Annotated in this window: 22 protein-coding genes and 1 other RNA gene; 4 read left to right on the forward strand and 19 right to left on the reverse strand. The window is 67.5% G+C overall.

What is annotated here, in order from left to right:
- Position 1: 1 nt before the first annotated feature.
- On the reverse strand, positions 2-880 hold the full coding sequence (locus tag ATO11_RS16110) for a LysR family transcriptional regulator (RefSeq protein WP_050531940.1): 879 nt from the start codon (positions 878-880) through the stop codon (positions 2-4).
- Between the two features lie 124 nt (positions 881-1004).
- Between ATO11_RS16110 and ATO11_RS16115 the strand changes: the two genes are divergently transcribed.
- Positions 1005-1223, forward strand: coding sequence for a YjiS-like domain-containing protein (locus ATO11_RS16115; protein ID WP_050531941.1), 219 nt, complete (start codon positions 1005-1007; stop codon positions 1221-1223).
- 182 nt (positions 1224-1405) lie between these two features.
- Positions 1406-2188, forward strand: coding sequence for a Bax inhibitor-1/YccA family protein (locus ATO11_RS16120; protein WP_050531942.1), 783 nt, complete (start codon positions 1406-1408; stop codon positions 2186-2188).
- A 123-nt stretch (positions 2189-2311) separates the two neighbouring features.
- Here ATO11_RS16120 and ATO11_RS16125 read toward each other — a convergent pair whose 3' ends face one another.
- The 8 genes from ATO11_RS16125 to ATO11_RS16155 all read right to left on the reverse strand — a co-directional run bounded on the left by ATO11_RS16125 (position 2312) and on the right by ATO11_RS16155 (position 7525).
- Positions 2312-2821, reverse strand: coding sequence for a GNAT family N-acetyltransferase (locus tag ATO11_RS16125; RefSeq protein ID WP_050531943.1), 510 nt, complete (start codon positions 2819-2821; stop codon positions 2312-2314).
- A gap of 106 nt (positions 2822-2927) precedes the next feature.
- Positions 2928-3095: a 50S ribosomal protein L33 gene (rpmG, locus tag ATO11_RS16130; RefSeq protein WP_050531944.1), complete on the reverse strand. Its 168-nt coding sequence runs from the start codon at positions 3093-3095 to the stop codon at positions 2928-2930.
- A gap of 93 nt (positions 3096-3188) precedes the next feature.
- Positions 3189-3583, reverse strand: an RNA gene (gene rnpB, locus ATO11_RS16965) — RNase P RNA component class A.
- 12 nt (positions 3584-3595) lie between these two features.
- Complete coding sequence (locus ATO11_RS16135) at positions 3596-4213, reverse strand: N-acetylmuramoyl-L-alanine amidase (RefSeq protein ID WP_082176395.1); 618 nt, start codon at positions 4211-4213, stop codon at positions 3596-3598.
- Positions 4214-4290: 77 nt separating this feature from the next.
- Complete coding sequence (locus tag ATO11_RS16140; protein WP_050531946.1) at positions 4291-5025, reverse strand: hypothetical protein; 735 nt, start codon at positions 5023-5025, stop codon at positions 4291-4293.
- Between the two features lie 33 nt (positions 5026-5058).
- Positions 5059-6546: an Asp-tRNA(Asn)/Glu-tRNA(Gln) amidotransferase subunit GatA gene (gatA, locus tag ATO11_RS16145; RefSeq protein WP_050531947.1), complete on the reverse strand. Its 1488-nt coding sequence runs from the start codon at positions 6544-6546 to the stop codon at positions 5059-5061.
- Positions 6543-6830, reverse strand: a complete 288-nt coding sequence (gene gatC / locus ATO11_RS16150) for an Asp-tRNA(Asn)/Glu-tRNA(Gln) amidotransferase subunit GatC (protein ID WP_050531948.1) — start codon at positions 6828-6830, stop codon at positions 6543-6545. Before gatC ends, gatA begins: the two co-directional genes overlap by 4 nt.
- Before the next feature lie 32 nt (positions 6831-6862).
- Entirely contained in the window at positions 6863-7525 is a 663-nt protein-coding gene (locus ATO11_RS16155) for a ceramidase domain-containing protein (protein ID WP_050531949.1), read from the reverse strand.
- A gap of 54 nt (positions 7526-7579) precedes the next feature.
- Here ATO11_RS16155 and ATO11_RS16160 point away from each other — a divergent pair, with 54 nt between their 5' ends.
- Positions 7580-8272 carry a metal-dependent hydrolase gene (locus ATO11_RS16160; protein WP_050531950.1) on the forward strand — a complete coding sequence of 231 codons (693 nt, stop codon included), beginning with the start codon at positions 7580-7582 and terminating at the stop codon, positions 8270-8272.
- A 74-nt stretch (positions 8273-8346) separates the two neighbouring features.
- Here ATO11_RS16160 and ATO11_RS16165 read toward each other — a convergent pair whose 3' ends face one another.
- Entirely contained in the window at positions 8347-9216 is an 870-nt protein-coding gene (locus ATO11_RS16165) for an SMP-30/gluconolactonase/LRE family protein (protein WP_050531951.1), read from the reverse strand.
- Entirely contained in the window at positions 9213-12389 is a 3177-nt protein-coding gene (locus ATO11_RS16170; RefSeq protein ID WP_050531952.1) for a 2Fe-2S iron-sulfur cluster-binding protein, read from the reverse strand. The genes ATO11_RS16165 and ATO11_RS16170 overlap by 4 nt, the downstream gene beginning before the upstream one ends.
- Before the next feature lie 83 nt (positions 12390-12472).
- On the opposite strand from ATO11_RS16170, the gene ATO11_RS16175 reads away from it, so the two are divergent.
- Positions 12473-12853: a carboxymuconolactone decarboxylase family protein gene (locus ATO11_RS16175; protein ID WP_050531953.1), complete on the forward strand. Its 381-nt coding sequence runs from the start codon at positions 12473-12475 to the stop codon at positions 12851-12853.
- A gap of 114 nt (positions 12854-12967) precedes the next feature.
- Here the strand turns inward: ATO11_RS16175 and ATO11_RS16180 are convergent, their stop codons facing one another.
- From ATO11_RS16180 to ATO11_RS16215, 8 genes are all read right to left on the reverse strand, one after another.
- Positions 12968-13876 (reverse strand): hypothetical protein, encoded by a 909-nt coding sequence (locus tag ATO11_RS16180; protein WP_050531954.1) that lies wholly within the window; start codon positions 13874-13876, stop codon positions 12968-12970.
- A gap of 27 nt (positions 13877-13903) precedes the next feature.
- Positions 13904-15208 (reverse strand): TRAP transporter large permease, encoded by a 1305-nt coding sequence (locus ATO11_RS16185; RefSeq protein WP_050531955.1) that lies wholly within the window; start codon positions 15206-15208, stop codon positions 13904-13906.
- Position 15209: 1 nt separating this feature from the next.
- Positions 15210-15719 carry a hypothetical protein gene (locus ATO11_RS16190; RefSeq protein WP_050531956.1) on the reverse strand — a complete coding sequence of 170 codons (510 nt, stop codon included), beginning with the start codon at positions 15717-15719 and terminating at the stop codon, positions 15210-15212.
- A gap of 10 nt (positions 15720-15729) precedes the next feature.
- Complete coding sequence (locus ATO11_RS16195; RefSeq protein ID WP_050531957.1) at positions 15730-16254, reverse strand: TRAP transporter small permease; 525 nt, start codon at positions 16252-16254, stop codon at positions 15730-15732.
- Positions 16255-16336: 82 nt separating this feature from the next.
- Complete coding sequence (locus ATO11_RS16200; protein WP_050531958.1) at positions 16337-17314, reverse strand: TRAP transporter substrate-binding protein; 978 nt, start codon at positions 17312-17314, stop codon at positions 16337-16339.
- A complete protein-coding gene (locus tag ATO11_RS16205; protein WP_050531959.1) occupies positions 17311-18615 on the reverse strand; it encodes an NAD(P)/FAD-dependent oxidoreductase in 1305 nt (434 codons plus the stop codon). The genes ATO11_RS16200 and ATO11_RS16205 overlap by 4 nt, the downstream gene beginning before the upstream one ends.
- A gap of 78 nt (positions 18616-18693) precedes the next feature.
- Complete coding sequence (locus tag ATO11_RS16210) at positions 18694-19824, reverse strand: enolase C-terminal domain-like protein (RefSeq protein ID WP_050531960.1); 1131 nt, start codon at positions 19822-19824, stop codon at positions 18694-18696.
- Entirely contained in the window at positions 19821-21512 is a 1692-nt protein-coding gene (locus ATO11_RS16215; protein ID WP_050532099.1) for a thiamine pyrophosphate-binding protein, read from the reverse strand. Before ATO11_RS16215 ends, ATO11_RS16210 begins: the two co-directional genes overlap by 4 nt.
- Between the last annotated feature and the right edge of the window lie 63 nt (positions 21513-21575).

Genomic DNA, 21575 nt, shown 5'->3' on the forward strand with positions numbered 1-21575 from the left:
CCTAGCTCACCGATTTCAGGCGCGGTTGCGGCATGTGGGCGGCATAGGCCGACCGGATCATGTCGGACAGCGCACGCACCACCGCGCCGCCGGTTTCGCTGACATACATGTTGATGGACTGTTCCGGCAGGTCCGGCAGGCCGCCACCGGCGGGCACCGGGGACAATTGCGGCGGTTCGGTTCCCGCAAGGGCCGCCGTCACGGCAAGATCGGCGCTGACGGTCGCCTCGATCGTGCGGTCGCTGCCCGTCTCGACCGCGTGTTCCCACGCGATGTCGGCGGCATCCAGCACCCGCTGCGCGATGGGGCGGAACTTGCAATGCGCGCTGAACGCGATGCGCAGGGGCCGCGACTTGTGGGCCGACCCGCCCGGCGCGCTGTTCCATTGCAGGGGCAGCGTGACCAGCCGTTCGCCGTTGCCTTCGGTCTCTTCCTCGGTGGTCAGGATCAGGTCCATCTCCCCCCGCGCGAAATCGTCCTTCAGCCGGTTCGTGAACAGCGAGGACAGGTGCACCTTCACGCGCGGGTATTCCGCGTCGAAGCGTTGCAGGACCTGCGGGATCACCGGGTAGATCACGTCATGCGGCACGCCGAACCGGATCTCGCCCTCGAAGGCGTGGTGGGTGAGCGTGGCGAAGACGTCGTCGTTCAGATCGACCATGCGCCGCGCGTGGCTGAGCAGCTTCTCGCCCGCAGGCGTCAGCGCGATGCGCCGGTTCGACCGGTCGAGCAATTGCGTGTCCAGCAAATCCTCCAGCCGCTTGAGCTGCATCGACACAGCAGATTGGGTGAGGTTCAGAAACCCCGCCGCCCGCGTCACGCCGCCCGCATCGGCCACCGCCACGAACGAGCGCAGGGTCGTCACGTCGAGATTCCGCATTCATCACACTCCCTGATGATAATCCTCAAAAACATTCGTTTTACGAATACAGCACGAACCCGCATATACATCAACAGAAATCATGGATCACACGCTTGCATCACGAACCGGAAAGGAAAACGCCATGTCCCGCAGCATTCTCGCCAGCACCCCCGCCTTCGCCCGTCCCGCCCACCGGACCGGCCTGCTGTCGCGCATCCTGATGTGGCAGGCGGTGTCCCGGTCGCGGGCGCAACTGGCCCGGCTGGATGCCGCCGCGCTGGCCGATATCGGCGTGTCCGAACACGAGGCCCGCATCGAAGCGCGCCGCGCCGCGTGGGACGCGCCGGACCACTGGTCCTGACGCCGCAACCGCGCCCCTGCGCCCGCCGCGGTCGCAAAATGATCGCAGGCACCGGCAAAGCGTCGCATTTTAGGGGTCCACGCGCCCCGGACGCTTGAAAATCCGGCCCCATATGACAATATCCAGACCAAACCGGGCGGGTTTTCCGCCCGGTCGCTCTTGCGATCTTATGGAGGCAACACATGGCTGACTACTCGACGATCCGGACGACCGCGGCAGGCGCCCGCGCCGCCGAGATCGACGCCGGGCTTCGCGCCCACATGAACAAGGTCTACGGCACGATGTCCGTGGGCATGCTGATCACCGCGCTGGCCGCGTGGGCGATCGCGGGCCTTGCGGTCACGTCCGACCCCGCAGGCGCCACCGTGGCGCTGCGCGAAGGCCAGTACCTGACCGGCCTTGGCGAGGTTCTGTACACCACCCCGCTGCGCTGGGTCGTGATGTTCGCCCCGCTCGCCTTCCTGTTCTTCGGCTGGGGCGCGCTGATGAGCCGCGGATCGGCCGCGGCCGTGCAACTGGGCTTCTTCATCTTCGCCGCCGTGATGGGCGTGTCGATGAGCTCGATCTTCCTTGTCTTCACGTCCTACTCGATCGTGCAGACCTTCCTCGTGACCGCGATCGCCTTCGCGGGTCTGAGCCTTTACGGCTACACGACGAAGCGGGACCTGTCGGGCATGGGCACGTTCCTGATCATGGGCGTGATCGGCCTGCTGGTGGCGATGATCGTCAACATCTTCCTGCAATCGCCCGCGATGATGTTCGCGATCTCGGCGATCGGCGTCCTGATCTTCGCCGGCCTGACCGCGTTCTACACGCAGGACATCAAGACGACATACGTGGCGCATGCGCATCACGGTGACCAGGAATGGCTCGACAAGGCGGCCTATGACGGCGCGCTGTCGCTCTACATCTCGTTCCTGAACATGTTCCAGTTCCTGCTGATGTTCATGGGACAACAGGAATAGTTTCGCTCCCTTCGGGATCGACCCGGGCCAGCCCTGACGGGCTGGCCTTTTTCGTTTCCAGCGCCTGCGCGCCATGCCACGGGCGGGAAGAGGTGGCGGAGCGACCCTCCGGGGGACATATTTTCAAAGAGAAGAAGGTGCGAGAGTGCGCGTCATTTCCACCGCCGGGAAGGTGATGCCGTCGTCGAGGGGGACGGTGATCTCCTGCTGGCGGACAAAGCCCAAGGCGGCGTAGAAGGGTTCGCCGGTGAAGGTGGACCAGCAGACCATGCGGGTGACGCCGCGCGCCCGCGCGGAGGCGAGGCAGGTGTCGAGGATCGCGCGCGCGATGCCCTGCCGCAGGAAGCGGTCATCGGCGACCACGTGGCGGATATGGCCGGTGAGCGGGTCGCTCCGGTCGCGCGTCCAGCCGCCCGCGCCCACGATCCGTTCCTCTCCCGTGACGGCGGCGTAATAGGTGCCGCAGGACAGGAGTTGCGGCTTGGCGCGGCTGATGCGGGGCAGGACGAGCACGCGGGTCGAGGGCGGGTAATCGTCCTTCAGGAGTTTCGGGTAGACGCGCGAGAGGAGCGCATCGACCGCGTCGTAATCGGCCATCGTGGTGGGGCGGACGGAGAAATCGAGCCGTGTCATCGGGGGCCTCCCGTTGCTGGGTGACCTAGACGTAGGACGGGCCCACGAAACGACAAAGGCCACGCGCGGGGCGTGGCCTGTCATCAGCGTCGAGATGGGGGCGAGATTACTTGATCTTGCCTTCCTTGTACTCGACATGCTTGCGCGCGACGGGGTCGTATTTCTTGATCGAGAACTTCTCGGTCATCGTGCGGGCGTTCTTCTTGGTCACGTAGAAGTGGCCGGTGCCTGCGGTCGAGTTCAGGCGAATCTTGATCGTCGTCGGTTTTGCCATGGTCGCGTCTCCTCGCGGGCCGCGCCGGGCGCGCGGGTGAATCCTTGAAGCCCGCGTTCTAGCCAAGACAGGCGTGCTGTCAAGCGGGATCGGGTGCGCGGAAGGCCTGTAAGCCGGATTCTGTTCCCGCCGGGTCGCCCCGGCGTTCGGTGACCATTCCTCTCGACCCCGTGTTGCCACGGGGCCTCTAGCTGCCAACCCGGACCTGCTGGGGCCAAAGCCACCCCCTGCCTTGCGGCAGACGCGGTCCCTATTCGGCATTGCTCCCGGTGGGGCTTGCCATGCGAGGGCGGTTGCCCGCCCCCCGGTGGGCCACTACCCCACCGTTTCACCATTGCCACGCCGGGGCGCGGCTGTCTGTTCTCTGTGGCGCTGTCCGTCGGGTTGCCCCGCCCGGGCGTTACCCGGCACCGTTGCTTCGGGGAGTCCGGACTTTCCTCCCGCGCCCGCCCCTAAGGACCGGCGCAAGCGGTCACCCGGCCTTCCGCGCGACCGCCCGGTTACGCGCCCGCGCCTGCCGCGTCAACGGGGTAGCGTTCGGCCAGGGCCGCGATCAGGCCCATGTCTGTGGCGTCAAGCGGCCCGGAAGCCGCGGGCCGGTGGCGAAGGCGGAAGGCGGCGAGGCGTTCGTCGAAGCTGGCGGGCGCGGTGAAGCCCGCGCGCCGCATCAACGCCTCGGCGCGGCGCTCGTCGGGCTCTGCCGGGTCCCCTTCTATCGCGATCGCCCGTCCCTCATGGGCCAGCCGGGCCCAGTCGAACCGGGGGCCGGGATCGCGCTTGCGCCCCGGAGCGTGGCAGGAATGGCCGATCACGCGCTCGGGCGGGATGTTCCACCGCGCCATGATCCCGTCCAGCAGCGTTTCAAGCGCCGCCATCTGCGGTTCGGCAAAGGGGTGGTCGCCGGTATTGGCCAGTTCGATCCCGATGGAGCGGGAGTTCACGTCCTCCACCGCACCCCATGCGCCGTCGCCCGCATGCCAAGCGCGGTCGGCCTCGTGCACGAGGTGCCAGACTTCGCCCCGTTCGGAGATCACGTAATGCGCCGACACCTCGGCCCGGTCATCGCACAGCCAGTCGCGCGCGGCGCGGGCGGTGCGCATGGCGGTGTAGTGGAGCATGACGATATCGGGCCGGGCGTCATCGCGCCGGGGCCCGAAATTGGGGGACGGATGCCAGACCGGGTCCAGAACCGCGCCTATTCGGTCGAGATCTGGCCCGCGGGCACGACGGGCACCGGGGCGGCTGCCGCCGCCTGACCCCGCACCGCGCGGAACGGGGCCGGGTCCCAGCCGCAGGCGTATCCGTCACCATCGGGATCCAGTGCGGCGCGGTCCTTTTGCGGGCCACCATTGCGCAGGAATTCGATCTGCGCCTCGTCAGGCGAGGCGAACCCCGCGCAGTTGCGCCGCGACTTGGATTGCAGGTTGATGCCCACGCGGCGATAGATCGCCTGCCCCTTGGGATGCGAGGTGCTGAGCGCGTATTCCACGATGTTCGGCCCGCTCTTGCCGGACCGGGACGGCACGGCGGTGGGCGCGATCACCTGGTATTGCGAGGCATTGGCGCGGACGCGGGCGGCGTCGGCCTCGATCGAGCGCTGGTTGGACACCACGTTGAAATCGTTCTCGTTCGAGATGCCGGCATTGCCGCCGGGGGCCGGATTGGCCGGGCTTGCATCCAGCGGCGCCTCGCCGGAATTGGCCGCGCGGGCGCGGGCATCGGCATCACGTTCGGCCTGGTCGACGGCGGCGTCGAGCGTCGTCGTCTGCACCGGCTGGGCGGAGGGAAGGCCGCGCTGCAACTGCGCGTCGCGCGCGCGGCGTTCGGCATCCATACGGTCGAACCCCACGCCCGCGCCGCTGTCGGGCACGGCGGGCTGGCACGCCGCCAGCGCCACAAGCGCCGCCCCGCAAAGGAAAATTCGTTTCACCTGATCACTCCTGCCCGAGTTTTGCGCGGGGGTTTACCACCATTTCGCGGGCTTCGCCACAAATCCGGCCGCCTGTTCCAGCGCGTAGGCGGTGTTCAGCAGATCGCCTTCCTCCCATGGACGCCCGATCAGTTGCAGGCCCAAGGGCAGCCCCTGCGCATCGAGCCCCGCGGGCACCGAAATTCCCGGCAGCCCGGCAAGGTTCACCGTCACGGTGAAGACGTCGTTGAGGTACATCTGCACCGGGTCGTCAAAAGTCTTGCCCAGTTCGAACGCGGCGGACGGCGTGGCGGGCGTCAGGATCGCGTCAACGCCTTGCGCGAAGACGTCCTCGAAATCCTTCTTGATCAGCGTCCGCACCTTGCGCGCGCGGTTGTAATAGGCGTCGTAGAAGCCCGCCGACAGCACGTAGGTGCCGATCATCACGCGGCGCTGCACCTCGGCCCCGAACCCTTCGGCGCGGGTCTTTTCGTACATCTCGGTGATGCCGTCGCCTTGGCTGAGCGCGGCCCGACGCCCGTAGCGCACGCCGTCATACCGCGCGAGGTTCGAAGACGCCTCTGCCGGCGCGATCACGTAATAGGCGGGCAAAGCGTATTTCGTGTGCGGCAGGGAGATATCGACGATCTTCGCGCCCGCGTCGCGCAGCATCTCGGTGCCTTGCGCCCAGAGCGTTTCGATCTCGTCTGGCATCCCGTCCATGCGGTATTCCCTGGGGATACCGATGGTCTTGCCCTTGATGTCGCCGGTCAGCGCCGCCTCGAAATCGGGGACAGGCAGATCGGCCGAGGTGCTGTCCTTGGGGTCGTGCGAACACATCGCCTGCAGCATGATCGCCGCATCGCGCACGTCCTTGGTCATCGGCCCCGCCTGGTCGAGCGAGGACGCGAACGCCACGATCCCCCAGCGCGAACAGCGCCCGTAGGTCGGCTTGATCCCCGTGATCCCTGTGAAGGCGGCGGGCTGACGGATCGACCCGCCGGTATCGGTGCCCGTCGCCGCAAGGCATAGATCGGCGGCCACAGCGCTGGCGGACCCGCCCGACGATCCACCGGGCGTCAGGCCCGCATCCGAATTGCCCGCACGCCACGGGTTGACCGCGTTGCCATAAACGGAGGTCTCGTTCGACGACCCCATGGCGAACTCGTCCATGTTCAGCTTGCCCAGCATGACCGCGCCCGCATCGGCGAGGTTCTGGGAGACGGTGGATTCGTATTCCGGCCTGAACCCTTCAAGGATGCGCGACGCGGCTTGAGAGGCCACGCCCTTGGTGCAGAACAGGTCCTTGATCCCCACGGGGATGCCGCACATGGCCGGCGCCTCCTCGCGCCCTTGCAGCCGCGCGTCGGCGGCTTTCGCCCGCTCCATCGCGATCTCGGGCGTCTTGTGCACGAAGGCGCCCAGCGCATCGGCGCCGTCGATCGCCGTCAGGCAAGCCTCGGTCAGTTCGGCGCTCGTCACCTCGCCCGCGCGCAGCGCGTCGCGCGCGGCGGCGATGGTCATCTTGTTCAGATCGCTCATTCCACCACCTTCGGCACGGCAAAGAACCCCTCGCGCGCATCGGGCGCGTTCGACAGGATCTTGTCCTGCCGGTCCCCGTCGGTGACGCCATCCTTGCGCCGCTTCAGGCGCATCGGCGTGACCGACACCATCGGCTCGACGCCGTCGACATCCACCTCGTTCAACTGCTCGATAAAGCCGAGGATCGCGCTGAATTCCTGCGCCAGCGCGGGCAACTGGTCGTCTTCGACCTTGATACGGGCGAGCTTGGCCACCCGTGCTGCGGTCTGTGTATCGATGGACATGGAATGCCTCCGAATTCGGGTCTCGCGCGGGTCTAGCGAAGCGCGGCACGCTTCACAAGCATGTGGCGGCGATAGACCTCGATCATCCACGGCAACATGATCGCGTTCAGCGCGTGCCAGATGAAATGCGTGCCGATGGGCCAGACCTCGCACAGGGTCTCGTCATAGGACCGCACGGTGATCGACACGCTCAGCAACAGCCCGCCCGCGACCATGCCCCACGCCGTCTCTGCCCGCTTGCGCGCGACGAAGGGGGCGTAGGCGAACAGCAGCAAGGGCACCGTCCAGTAGAAGTTCGACGTGGCGAAGAACTGCACCTTGTTCAGCAGCGGCACCATGATCGCGGCATAGGGAATGAAGGCGGCCGTCATCAGCCCCGCCTGCCACCACAGCCGCTCAAGGAAATCGCGGTTCACCGCGAACAGGTAGAGCAGGATGAAGAGGCCAATCGGCGCGGTATCGGCCAGCGACGCCCATTGCGTCGCCGTGGTGTGGAACAGGAACGATCCGATGGCGATCAGGCCCAGAAGCACCGCCAGCCCGGTGGCGATGGGCAACCCGTCCCCCCGCGTGCGGCGGTACATCCAGATCGCGCCTGCAAGATACAGCAGGTTCGTCAGCGCGTTCAGCGGTTCCGACCAGAAGGTGAAATCCGTCCGCTCGCAGTAAATGTCGATCTGCTCGGTCCAGTTCATTGACGCCCCTCCCTGTCAGGGGCCAAGCTGGACCAAAGCGCGGGAGGTTGGAACATGGAAATCACATGGCTGGGCCACGGGTCTTTCCGGATCGAAATGGGAGAGGCGGTGCTGCTGGTCGATCCATGGCTGACGGGCAATCCCGTCCTGCCCGAGACCGTGCATGACAGCGCCACGAACGGCGCGACGCATATCGTGCTGACCCATGCGCATTTCGACCACGCCGCCGACATCCTGACGCTTGCGCGCAAGCTGGGTGTGCCGGTGGTGGGCCAGTATGACCTGATGTCCCACTGGGCAGAGGCCGAGGGGATCGACACCGTCGGCTTCAACAAGGGTGGCACGGTGGAGTGCGCAGGCGTCGCGGTCAGCATGGTGCCGGCCTCGCATTCCTCGACCTTCGCCTCGCCCGAGGGGCCCAAGGCCGCCGGGTCCGAGGTCGGATATGTCCTCCAGGCGGGGGGGCGCACCGTCTATTTCTCGGGCGACACGGCGCTGATGGCCGACATGGAATGGATCGGGGATTACTACAAACCCGATATCGGCATCCTGTCGGCGGGCGGGCATTTCACGATGGACATGGCGCAGGCGGCCTATGCCGCGAAGCGCTGGTTCGACTTCAGGACGGTGATCCCCGGCCATTACCGCACCTTCCCGATCCTCGAACAATCCGCCGACGCGCTGGCCGCCGCCCTTCCGGGCGTACAGGTGATCGAACCCGAGGTGATGTCGCCGATTTCGTTGTGACCGAGGGGGTCGGCTGACGAGCAGCCGACCTACATCACCGCGCGTAGGTCGGCTGCTTGCCAGCCGACCCCCCGTCAAAACTCGTAGCCGCCGGTATAGACCCCGTGTGGCAAGCCGGGCGTGTCGAGGTCGATGGCAAAAAGGCTGCCCGACATCGGCTGCGCCGCAAGCGCGCCCGCGTCCATGCCCTGCCGCGCCGTGGTGATGAACATGCGCCGCAGGTCCGGCCCGCCGAAGGCCACGCAGGTCACCTGCGGCACCGGCACCTCCACCTGCGCCACCACAGCGCCCGAGCCGTCCCGCGCCTCCACCCGGAACCCCTCCCAGATCGCCGTCCAGAGCCGCCCGTCGGCATCCACTGCCGATCCGTCCGGCAAGCCGTTTTCCACCCGTGCGAAATCGCGGCCAGCGCCGGTGAGGCCACGCGCGGTGTCATAATCATAGGCCCGGATCAGGCCGGTGGGCGTGTCGGTCAGGTACATCACCGCGCCGTCGGGCGAAAAGGCGATGGAATTGGCGATCCCCACCGGGTCCGCCACCTCCACCACGTCAGGGCCCGCGCGCCAGACCGGGCAGATGGGGGCAAGGTTCTCTTCATCTATCCCGCCCACGACGAACCGCCCCTGCCGGTCGAGCGTGCCGTCATTCATCCGCGTCTTCCGCGCATCGGGCATGTAGGGCCGCAGCATCCGCCGCTCGCCCGTGTCGGGATCAAACCGACACAGGCCATCCTTGAACGCCCCCAGCGCCCCGCCGTCGGCATCGAAGGCAAAGGAACACAGGTCCGCCGCCAGCGGCACCCGCCGCACCGCACCGCCCTCCACGTCGCAGGACCAGAGCGCCGCGCCATGGATGTCCGTCCAGTAGACCCGCGCATCCGCCACGCGCCAATGCACGCCCTCGCCCAGTTCACACCGGCAATCGACCAGCATCCGCACGTTCATAGCTCCACCTCGATCTCTCCACCCGGTTCCGCCGCGCGGCTCTGGCACAGGATGATCGCATCCTTGCGCTGCGCCTTCGACAGCACGAAATCGCGATGCTCCACCTCGCCCGAGACCAGCCGCGCCTTGCAGACCCCGCAGATCCCGTCCGAACACTTCACGTCCACCTTGCAGCCACCCGCGTTCAGCACGTCCGCCGCCGTCTGGTCCGCCGCCACCTCGAACCGCCGCCCATCGCTCAGCTTCACCGTGAAGGGGTGGTTTTCATATTCCGGCGCTTCGGGGACCGAGAAATACTCCAGGTGCCGCGCCTCTTCCGGCACGCCCGCCGCCTCCGCCGCCTCCATCACCGCGTCCATGTAGGCGTCGGGTCCGCAGGTATAGACATGCGCGCCCTCGGGCAGCCCGGCCATGAGGCCCGGCAGATCCGCCCGCGTCCCCTCCTCCGACACGTGCACCTGTACCTTCCCGGCCCATGGCGCGGCTTTCAGCATCGCCTCGAACCCCGCGCGGGCGCGGCTCGGAACCGAGTAATGCAGCGCGAAATCGCGGCCCAGCGCGTGCAGGCGGTGGGCAAAGGCCACCATCGGCGTGATCCCGATCCCGCCCCCCATCAGCAGCGAAAACGGCGCGTTTTCAACAAGATCAAAATGTTTGATCGGCTTCGAGATGAAGATGCGCCGCCCCTCGCTGAAGATCCGGTGCATCAGGGCCGATCCGCCCTCGCCCGCATCCTCCCGCAGCACCGCGATCTCGTATTGCGACCGGTCCGCCGGATCGCCGCACATCGAGTATTGCCGCAGGAATTCCGGCGCGACGACGATATCCAGATGCCCACCCGCCGTCCATTCCGGCAAATCCCGCCCCTCGGGATCGCGCAGCACGTAGCGCGTGATATCCTCCGTCAGCCGCTCCACCCCCGCCACCACGACCGGCAGCACCGGCGCGTCCCCCGGCACGGTAAAGCGATGCACCGCGCTGTCATCCCCCCGCTCCAGCCGCAGCTTGTATTCCCGCGCCGTGACCATGGCCTGGTACGCCTCGATCCCCGCCTCTCGGTCCATCGGGAACGGGTACGGCCAGGGCGGAGGCGCCAGCGGCGCGGGGTAGACGGCGAGCGTCTGGTCCTCGTACCTGAGGTCGAGGTCTTTCTGTAACCCCCTGCGATTGAGCGCATGTTTCGACGGACGGTACGCCCCGTCCTCCTGCAACTCGATATCCCACCACCACTTCTTGACGTCGTTCAACCCGCCCCGCCCGGCAGCATCGTCCAGCTTCGCCAGAACGGGCGCGGCCGCCGGCACGTTCATCGCCGCCCAGCGGAACGGGCGTTCGGCAAAGAGCCCCTCCAGGTTCCACGGACAGGTCTTCATGCACCGCCCACACATCGCGCCACCGGGCGTGGTGATCCGGTAGGTCGCGCATTTCTGGCTGTCGGATTTCCAGATCTCGTAGCCGTTGAACATCAGCTTCGGCCCAGCGGTAATCGCCCCCGACGGACATTCCCGCGCGCACTTGTTGCAGCTCTCGCAGAACCGCTGGAGGCCGAAATCGATGGGCCTGTCATGCGCCAAGGGCAGGTCTGTCGTCACCACGCCGGACTTCAGCCGCGGCCCCAGGAAGGGGTTCAAAATCACCTCCCCGATCCGGCTCACCTCCCCCAGCCCCGACAAAAGCAGAAGCGGAGGCTGCAGCACCTCCCCGTCCATCACCGTATGCGCCTTGGCCGCATAGCCGAGGTTTCTCAGATGCTTGGCAATCACCCCACCCAGCAGCGAGAACCGCAGATACGCCCGCATCGACTGCGCGACGCTGATCCAGTCGTCGCCCGATGCGCCCTCCATCGTCTCGAACCCCTGGTCGACGATCATCGACACGGCTTCGCCCTGGCTGGGCACGATCGGATCGCCCCGCGCGTCATGGCTGTACCACGTCCAGTCCGGACAGCGGCTGACGCCCACCGCATCCACACCCAGGAAATAGCTCGCCGCCTTGATCCCCGCGCTCGCCTCTTCCGGCGACAGCGGCACCGGGTCCGGCGCGGGCTCCCCGTCCTGCAACAGCACGAAAGCCCCCAGCGCCCGCCGCTGCGCAAAGGACGGCGCGGCCTTCCGCGCATAATGCCCGCCCTTCGCCCCGTCCTGCACGGACTTGCCCATGTCCCCGAATTGCGCCCGCGCGAACATGTCGGCGCGCTTCGGAACCCGCGCCACGCGCGCCTCGTCGATATAGGTGGTGGGCTCATCCACCCGCTTCAGCGTCTCGAACGGATGCGCGCCCTGCGCGTAATCCCGCCGCCGATAGGGATCGCGGTTCAGCGCCGACTTCGCATGCCCCATGCCCAGCCACCAGCCGGGCCGCTGCACCGGCTGCTCCGCCATCGCCGCCAGCGGCCGGTCATGCGCCAGCTCCATGTCCGTCGTCACGCAGGCCAGCCCGAACCGTTCACCCAGCCACGGCGCTTCGCCGCCCTCGGTCAGCCCCGCCGCCTCGGCCACCAGCGCAAGGTCCACGTCCGAGGCCGCACCCGTATGCGCCCGCGCCTGCCAGCCCAGAAGACGGATATACTGAGCCAGCACCACCGCGATCTCGGCCCCGCGCAGGCAGGCCCGCTGCGCCTGCGCGCCCGCGATCCACCCGTATCCCGGCTCGTCCGGCTTTGGGTCGCGATGATGCTCGATCAGAAAGACCAGCGCGGTGGGATGCTCTCCCATCGGCTCCGGCGGCGCGCTCATCGCCTCCTTCAACTCCGCCATGATCACGTCGATGCCCGAGGCCAGCGTCTTGGTCTGCCGCGTGCGTAACGCCTCGGCCAACCTTGCCACCTCCGGGTTCACCCACGGCTCCGCCAGCCGCGCCTCGGTTGGCACCGGCCCGATCCCCACCATCGACGCGTCGCTGAAATAGCCGAACGCCTTCAGATGCTCCGCCCGCGCGCGCGGGTCAGCCGGTATCTCCGCCCGCGCGGTGTTCACCGGCCCGGTCCGGATCGCATCCATCATCGCCTGGAACTCGCCCATCGCGTTCACGATGCTCTCGCGCCTCGGATCGCTGAACACCACCGGCTCCGCGCGCGGGATATCCACCCGCGCCGCGCCCCCACGCCGCTTCAACCGCTCAAGCGGATAAGGTCCCATATGAACGGGCCTGCGAGCATCTGAGAAAAGCTTCATGCGCCGCACACCACCACGCACGCCGCCCTGTTGCAATCACCAAAACCCGCGTCCATCGTCGCCCCGATCCAAAGGAGACGAACATGGACACCGACCTCTTCGAAACCGGCCTCGCGCAACGCCGCGCCACCCTCGGCGCGGACTACGTGGATGCCAACCTCGCCGCCGCCGACGACTTCCCCCGCCCCTTCCAGGAAGCGATGACCGCATGGTGCTGGGGCTTCGGCTGGGGCGACGACGCGATCGACGCCAAGACGCGCTCGATGATGAACCTCACGATGCTCGGCGCGCTCGGCCGCCTGCACGAATGGGAAACCCACTGCCGCGGCGCGCTGACCAACGGCGTCTCCAAGGAGGAAATCCGCGCCATCATCCACGTCATCGGCATCTATTGCGGCGTGCCCATGGCGCTCGAATGCTTCCGCGTCGCCCGCCGCGTGCTCGAGGAAGCCGGCGAACTCTGACCGCTTCTTCTCTTTGAAAATATGTCCCCCGGAGGGCCGGCCCGCCCCACGCTCCCCGCGCGGTCAAAATGGCCGCCGGCCCGCCACCTTCGCGCCAGACCCAAGCGCGCGGCATCAGCCGCGCTCCTTTTGGTACACCCGCGCCATCAGAAGCGGCGTCAGGAACATCGGGATCTGGTAGCAGCCAAGGAAGGCCAGCACCGGCGCCATCGTGACAGGGTCCAGCGCCACGAGGAAGAGCGACATGTTGCGGTTGCCCGCCACCACCGCCACGTCGACCGACCCGCTCCACCGCCACGCCACCAGTTGCACGCCGATATTCGCCGCGAACGCCGCCCCGAGCCACGACAAGAGCCGCACCGGGCTCTCGCTCCACGTCGCCGCCACCGCCGGCATCAGCGCCACGACGAACACCGCCAGCAATAGCGCGTTCGCCGCGTCCACCCGCACCAGCGCCCGCGCGCCCACCGCGCCCGACAGGTGCCGCAGGACCAGCCCCGCACCCACCGCGCCGCCCACGATCAGCGCCAGCAGCAGCGCCGCGCGCACCGCCTCGACAAACCCCGCCCCGCCGAAGGCGAGCCACAGGACCGGCACCACGGTGACCGGCAGCGCGATGCTGCCCAGCACCAGCAGCCCCATCGCCCGCGCGCCCGTCCCGCCCAGCATCTGGCAGAGCGCGGGGGCCGACATGATCGAAGGCGCCGCCAGCATCAGGACCAGCGACAGCGTCAGCGGATGCCCGGACACCCCCGCAATCCCCGCCACCGCGATCACCAGCAGCGGCAAGACAAGCTGAAGGCCTAGCACCAGTGACAGGTCGCGCCCCGCCACCCGGCCCAGCCCCGCAACCAGCCCCGGCCCGATCCGGAACGCGGTGAGCGCGAGGATCGCCAACACCATCCAGCGCAGCCACGGCGTCAGCACCGCCGCAACGGACGGAAAGGCGATGCCCGCGACCAGCCCCGCCACCAGCACCCAGCGCGCCTGCCGCGCGATCAGCATGGCAAGCGCGTCACCCACGGCGCAGGCCCACGGCGCGCAATGCCGCTACCTCTGCCGGATATTCTCGGGCAGCCATGTTGCGATTTCCGGGAACCAGATCAGCACGAAGACCATCAGCACCATGATAAGGAACATCGGGATCGCGGCCTTGGCGATATAGGACATCTCGTGATCGGTCATGCCCTGCAGCACGAACAGGTTGAACCCGATGGGCGGCGTGATCTGCGCCATCTCGACCACCACGACGATGAAGATGCCGAACCAGATCAGGTCGATCCCCGCCTCGCGGATCATCGGCTCGACCACCGCCATGGTCAGCACCACGGAACTGATCCCGTCAAGGAAACAGCCCAGGATGATGTAGAAGACCAGGAGCACTATCAGCAACTCGAACCGCGTCAGGTCCCACTGTGCGATCAGGTCGGCCAGCCCGCGCGGCAACCCGGTGAACCCCATCGACAACGACAGGAACGCGGCACCCGCGAGGATCAGGGCAATCATCGCGCTGGTCCGCGTGGCCCCCATCAGGCTTTCGGTGAACGTGGTCCAGTTCAGCGACCCCTGCGACGCCGCCAGCACAAGCGAGCCGATCACGCCGAACGCCGCCGCTTCGGTCGCGGTGGCAAAGCCAAGGTACATCGACCCGATCACCAGCAGGATCAGGCAGATCACCGGCAGCAGAAACCGCGAATTGGCCACCTTCTGGGCGAAGGTCAGGGGCGGCTCGGCATCGGGGTTCCAGCGGGTCGACACCCGGCTCATGATCGCGACATAGGCCATGAACATCGCCGCAAGGATCAGCCCCGGCAGGATACCCGCGAAGAACAGCTTGGAGATGGATTCGTTGATCGTCACACCATAGACGATCAGCGTCAGCGAGGGCGGGATCATCAGCCCCAACGTCGCCGCGCCCGCCAGCGTCCCGATCACCATGTTTTCAGGGTAATTGCGCTTGCGCAGTTCCGGGATCGACATCTTCCCCACGGTGGTCAGCGTCGCCGCCGACGACCCCGAAACGGCGGCAAAGACCGTGCAACCGACGATATTGGTATGCACCAGACCGCCGGGCAACGGCGCCATCCACGGGCTGAGGCCCCGGAACATGTCCTCGGACAATCGCGTGCGATAAAGGATCTCTCCCATCCAGATGAACATCGGCAGGGCCGTCAGCGTCCACGAGGACGAGGCCGACCAGATCGTCGTCAGCATCACGTCGCCCACGGGCCGGGTGGTGAACAGCTCCATCCCGACCCAGGCCACACCCATCAGGGCAAGACCCACCCAGACGCCGGTGCCGAGAAGCGTGAAAAGGACGAAGAGAAACAGGATGATGATCGATGCGTTTTCCATGTCACTTCCTCAAGATCACCAGCCTGATACCAGTCGTTTTGACATAAATCGTATTGCCGCGGCGTTTGCCCTCCGTCTCGAAGATGTCGAGAAGATAAGTGTCAGCGCCTTTTCGATAACTCAGCTTCGTTCCACGACCCTTTTCATTCGCACCCGACTTCTGATCGGTCAGCTTCAACCCGGCACGCTTGGCTTGTTGGGAGATGACAGGCACGACCTGATCAAAGTACTTGCCGCGCATGAAGAGGGTGCACTGGGACCAGCCACTGTCACTGCGCCGTGTCTGGAATTGAAATACTGGCTGCACGGCATTCTGGAAACTGCCGGGCGTTGACTTGCCCCGCGTTCGCACGCCAGCCTTCTTCGCCCTTTGACGAAAGGCCTGCTTTGAAATGTCGTCGGTCAGGCACACGGGTGCAAAGGCCGAGATGGCCTTACGCACGGATGTGGGCAGGGCCTGCGCGTGGGCCGCGCTGACGAGGAAAAACAGGAAAACGGTCAGTCTTAACATAACGGTAACCTCAATGCGACGGCGCGTCGTCGACGGTGTCGCGACGGATGCGGTTCTGCCCACGGAAGAGCAGCGAAACCAGGTTGTCGGTCAGCGCGATGGCAAGGATCACGGCCCCCGCCAGCATCAGCGATTGCGGCTGCCACAACAACGTCCGGTCCTGCCCCTGGCTCACATCCTTGAACTTCCACGACCAATAGACGAACCGGTAGCCGTAATAGACGAAGTACCACATCACCGCCGCGCCCACCGCGAAACAGAAGGCGTCGAGCCACCGGCGCGCGCCCGGCGACAGCGCGTTCAGCACGATCGACACGCGGATATGGCTGCCCTTGTTCAGCGCGTTGGCAAAGGCGAGGAACGACGCCGCCGCCATCGCGTAAGAGGCGTATTCCGGCGCGCCGGGAAAGACCTCCCCGGTCCAGCGCGCCAGCATCTGCAGCACGATCAGGCCGAGGATGGCGATCAGGCACAGCGCGGCCATCACGCCCGCGGCAAGGTAAAGCGCGTCCAGCGCGCGGCGGATCTGGGTCATCGGGCGTCTCCGTAGGTCGGCTGGTTCCCAGCCGACACCGTTTCTGGGGCAGGTCGGCTGGAAACCAGCCGACCTACTCCGGTCACTCCGCCTTGAACGCGTCGACGATGGCCTGGCCACCGGCACCCGCCGCTTCCAGCCATTCGGCGGTCATGGTCGCGCCGATCTCCTGCAACTCGCCTTTCAGCGTGTCCGACGCCTTGGCAACGGTCATGCCGCCCGCGGCCAGACCCGCCAGCGTGAAGCCGGTATATTCCTTCGACCGCCACGTGCCCGCGTATTCCGCAAGCTCGGCACAGCCGCGCATCACGGCCTTCTGGCTGTCGTCCAGACCGTTCCACGCATCGCCGTTCACCATGATGTAGTTGCGCGGCAGCCACGCATCGACTTCATAGAAATAGTTCAGCGATTCCCACACCTTGCGGTCATACCCGGTGGCGCCGGACGACACCATGGAATCGGCCACGCCGGTGGCGAAGGCCTGGCTGATCTCGGCCGCCTCGATGGTGACCGGCAGCATGCCCGTCAGCTCCGCCAGCCGCGAGGTGGCGTTGTTGTAGCTGCGGAACTTCACGCCCTTCATGTCCGCGACCGAGTTGACCTCGTCCCGGAAGTAAAGACCCTGCGGCGGCCAGGGCACGGAATAGAGAAGGACCAGGTTCTGGCTTTGCAGAAGCTCGGTCAGGGGCGCTTTTGCCGCCTGCCACAGCTTGTCCGCATCGTCGAACGAGGTGGCAAGGAACGGCACCGAGTCGAAGCCGAACAGCGCGTTCTCGTTCTGGTGGCCTGACAGCAGGCGCTCTCCGATGTTCACCTGTCCCGTCTGGATCGCGCGTTTGATCTGCGCGCCCGGGAACAGCGAGCCCGACGGATGCGTCGTGATCTCGATCGCGCCACCGGTGCCGGTGGTCACGCATTTGCCGAACTCGGCCGCCGTGACCGAGTGGAAGTTGGAGCCGGAATAGGCAAGCGGCATGTCCCATTTCTGAGCATGGCCATCCGCCAGCGCGGCGGTGGCCGTCAACGCCGTGGCGCCAAGAAAGGCTGTCAATTTCTTCATCTTTGATCTCCCTGGTTGGAATAACGCCCCGGTTGAGCCGGGGTCTGGCGAGTAAACCGTGACGGAGCGTACACGCTGACGTCAAGGTTGGGTTGCCTGCCCGAAATCATCTGCGCCAGCAGCCGGCCCGTCCTTGGCCCGCCTGTCAGCCCGATATGGTGGTGGCCGAACCCGGTATAGGCCCCGGCCAGTCCGGGCACCGCGCCGATCACCGGGATCGAATCCGCCGGTGCCGGGCGGTGGCCCATCCATTCCTCTTCCCGCGCCCAGCGCAGGTCCGGCAGCGCACGCGCGAGGTTGCGGCGCAACAGGTCGAACGGCGCGCGCGACGGCCCCGCATCGGTCCCGCCGAATTCGACAACCCCCGCCAGCCGCAACCGGCCTTCCATGGGCGTGGCCACGAACTTGCCGCTTGCGACCATGACCGGCACCTTGGGCATCGCCGACGGCTCCCACAATTCGATGTGGTAGCCACGCTCGCTTTCCAGCGGCACCTTCAGGCCCATCTTCTTCGCCAGCGGCCCCGACCAGACGCCGGTGGCCAGCACCACCGCGTCGCAGGCAATCGTCTCCCCGCCCGCGCGCAGGCCGGTCACCCGGCCGTTGTCCCGCGCGATGTCCTCGACCTCCGCGCGGACCAGCTGCGCGCCCAGCCGTTCGGCTTCCGCCGCCAGCGCCTTGACGTAGGCGCCGGGATCGCTGATCCGCCCGTGATCGCCCATGCGCACGGCGCAGGTGATGTCGCGGGCAAAGATCGGGTCAAATGCGCGCAAGGCGTCGGCCCCCATCATCTCCCACGTGATGCCGTGGGTGCGGCGGATGTCCCACGCGAAGGCGTCCGCCTCGAACGCCGCGCGGTCGCGGTAGAGGTACAGGTAATCCGACGGCACCACGTATCGCGCCGCGGGCGTGTCCGCCGACAGGCTCTGGTGCTCGCTCAGGCTGTCGCCCACGATCCCCGCGATGGCAGAGGCGATGCGCCGCGTGTCGGCCTCGTTCGCGTTCGACAGGTACCGCGCCAGCCACGGCATCAGCTTGGGCAGGTAGGACCAGCGCAGGAACAGGGGCTGTTCGGGGTCGAACAGCATGCCCGGCGCCTTGCGGATCAGCCCCGGCCCGGTGACCGGCACCATCGCGCAGGAGGCCAGCACCCCGCCATTGCCATAAGACGTGCCCTCGCCCGGCCCCGCCCGGTCGACCAGCGTCACCTTGTGCCCGTCTCGCAAAAGCCACAGCGCGGTGGCGACGCCGACGATCCCGGCCCCGATCACCCCCACATGCTTTGCCCCCGTCCCGGTCACGCGCCCTCGATCCTTCCCTTACCTTGCGGCAATCTGGCCGCATCCCTCACACTACGTCAACAATTTATTGACGTTTTGTCATGATAAGTCCCCGATCCCGATCCGCGCATGCCCCTGCGCCCAGCGTTTCAGCAGATCGGCGCGCGGATTGCCCCCCAGTCCCGGCCCCATAGGCACCTGCACCGCGCCGCCGTCACAGGCAATGGGCGTCTCCAGCAAATCCTCCTCAAGGTAATACCGCGCTTGGTAGAACTCGCAGCCCAGCGTGATCTCGGGCGTGGCGGCGATCATGTGCGTGCCCGCCAGATGGGCAAGCCCGGTTTCGAACATGTCCCCGCCATAGGCCGTCAGCCCCTCTGCCGCCGCCATCCGCGCCACCGTCTGCGCGCGGGTCAGGCCGCCCGCCTTCATGATCTTGATCGACACGCCATCACAGATGTCGCGCGCCTGCCCCATATCCTCGGGGCCGAAGATCGATTCGTCCGCCAACAGGGGCACCGGGCAGGCCGCACGGAGGCGGGCCATCAGGCCCGATGACGTGCCCCTGACCGGTTGCTCGATGAAATCCGGGGCGAATTGCGCGAGGTCGAGCACCCGGCCCATCGCCTCCTCCGCGCCAAGGCCCTGGTTGTAATCCACCCGCAGGCGCAGCGAGGGGAAATCGGCGCGGATCGCCTCGCACCGCATCACGTCAAAGGCATGTCCGGCAAAGCCCGCCTTCAGCTTCACGATGCCCACGCCGTCAGCCACCAGCCGCGCCAGCAGGTCGCGGTCGGCATCGAAATCCGGGTTGGCGATGGACACCGACAGCGGGATCTCCGCCCGCGCCCGCCCGCCAAGCAGCGCCCAGACGGGCACCCCCGCCGCCCGCGCCGCGAGGTCGCACAGCGCCGTATCCAGCGCCGCCTTCGCCTCGGTCGCGTGGGCCACGGCGTGGCGCGCATCCTCCATGATCGCCGCGCGGTCCGCCGCCGGTCGCCCCAGCACCACGGGCGGCAGGTAACGCGCCAGCGCGGCAAAGGACGCCTCGGGCGAACCGGTGAAGACCGACCAGGGGGAGGCCTCTCCCCACCCCGCGCCATCCTCGCTCTCGACCCGCAGGATCACCACCTCGCAAGCCCCGTCCACCGCCCCGATGCCATGGTCGCGGCGCGAGGTGACAGGCACCCGCAGGTGCCAGACCTCCATCGCGGTGAGCGGCGCCATCATGCCACCCACTCCGACACCGGCGCGGCGGCCTCCTGCAACGGTTGCGCGATCACGTCGATCAGCGCGGGGCCGGGATGCGCCTGTGCCTTTGCTATGGTCGCGGCCAGGTCGCGCGGGTCCTCCACCCGCCAAGACGCGACGCCGAAGGCGGCGGCGACGGCGGCGTGATCGGTGCGCCCGAAATCGACGTTGTGATAGCGCGCGTCGAACCCCGATTTCTGGCCCGCCTTGATCCAGCCGAAGGTCGCGTTGGAAAAGACCACCATCTTCAACGGCAGGTCGTACCGCGTCACCGTCTCCAGTTCGCCACAGGCGAACCCGAAGGACCCGTCGCCCATCAGCGCCCAGACCTGCGCCGCGGGCCGCCCCACCTGCGCCCCGATTGCCGCGCCCAGCGCGTAACCCAATGCGCCATGTGCCCGGTTCGAAATGAAGTGCCGCCCCGCGCGCGGCCAACGGTAATGGGCCGACACGTAGGGGCACGGCGTGCCCGGATCGGCCACGATCACCGCGTTCTCGGGCAAGGCCTCCTGCAGGGCGGCGATCACCGCCTCGGGCCGCACCGGGCGGTCGGTCGAGCGTGCCAGCGCCTCGAACGCCGCGCGCTTGTCGGCCCATGCCGCCGCCGCCCGCGCCGCGCCGTCTCCGGGCGTCGGCCCCTCGGCCTCCAAAGCATCGGCCAGTGCCGCCAGCGCCAATCGTGCATCAGCGCAGATCGCGGCCTCGGTCGCGTAGTTCGTGCCCGGCACCTCCGGGTCGCTGTCGATATGGCAGATCGTGGTGCCCGGCGCGGGGGAGCGCCAGCGCTCGGTCGTGACCGACCCGGCGCGGCAGCCCACGAAGAGGACCACGTCCGATGCGTCCACGGCGGCGCGCGTGGCGGGCACGCCGCCATTCGATCCCACCACGCCCAGCGCCAGCGGATCGGTTTCTGCCACCACCCCCTGCCCCGACACGGTCGTCGCCACCGGCGCGCCCAGCGCCCGCGCCACCCGCATCAGGTCCGCCGTGGCCCCGGCCAGAAGCGGTCCACCACCACAGACGATCAGCGGTGCCTCGGCCCCCGCCAGCACCCGCGCCATCGCGGCCACCGCCTGCGGATCGGGCGCGGCGCGGTCGGCGGGAAAGGTGCGGTGGCGCGGATCGGCATAGACCTCGGCCCGCTCCACCAGCCCCTTCTGCGTGTCGAAGGGCAGCGCGAGATGCGCCGCACCGGGACGGCCCGTGACCATCGCGCGGAACGCCGCGCGTACCGTCGCGGGCAGTCGCGCCGCGTTGTCGAGGCTTTCGGCGTATTTCGTCACCGGCCCGAACAGCGCGGGCTGGTCCAGCTCGGTCAGCGGGTATCGCCCCCGGCTGGTTGTCGCCACGTCGGTGGTGATCGCCAGCACGGGGATCGACGAGTCGTTCGCCTCCACCACGCCCGGCAGGATATAGGTCGCGCCGCCGCCCGACGGCCCCTCGCACACGCCGGGGCGGCCCGTCACGCGGGCATAGGCGTCGGCCATGTAGGCCGCGTGCCTCTCGTCGCGGGTCAGCAGATGGGTGATGCCGTGATCCATCCGCGCTACGGCGTCATAAAGCGGCAGCGAGGTGTCGCCGCACAGGCCAAAGACATGCCGCACGCCATAGCCGTCCAGCATCGCCACCAGCGCCTCGGCCCCCGTCATCTGGTTGGTGTTGGTCATCCGCGCCCCCGCATCCAAGCTTGCGCGGGCGCTTTCACGCGTGTCAACTGGCACGCGCGACCC

The sequence above is a fragment of the Pseudaestuariivita atlantica genome, from assembly GCF_001205715.1.
Taxonomy (GTDB): Bacteria; Pseudomonadota; Alphaproteobacteria; order Rhodobacterales; family Rhodobacteraceae; genus Pseudaestuariivita; species Pseudaestuariivita atlantica.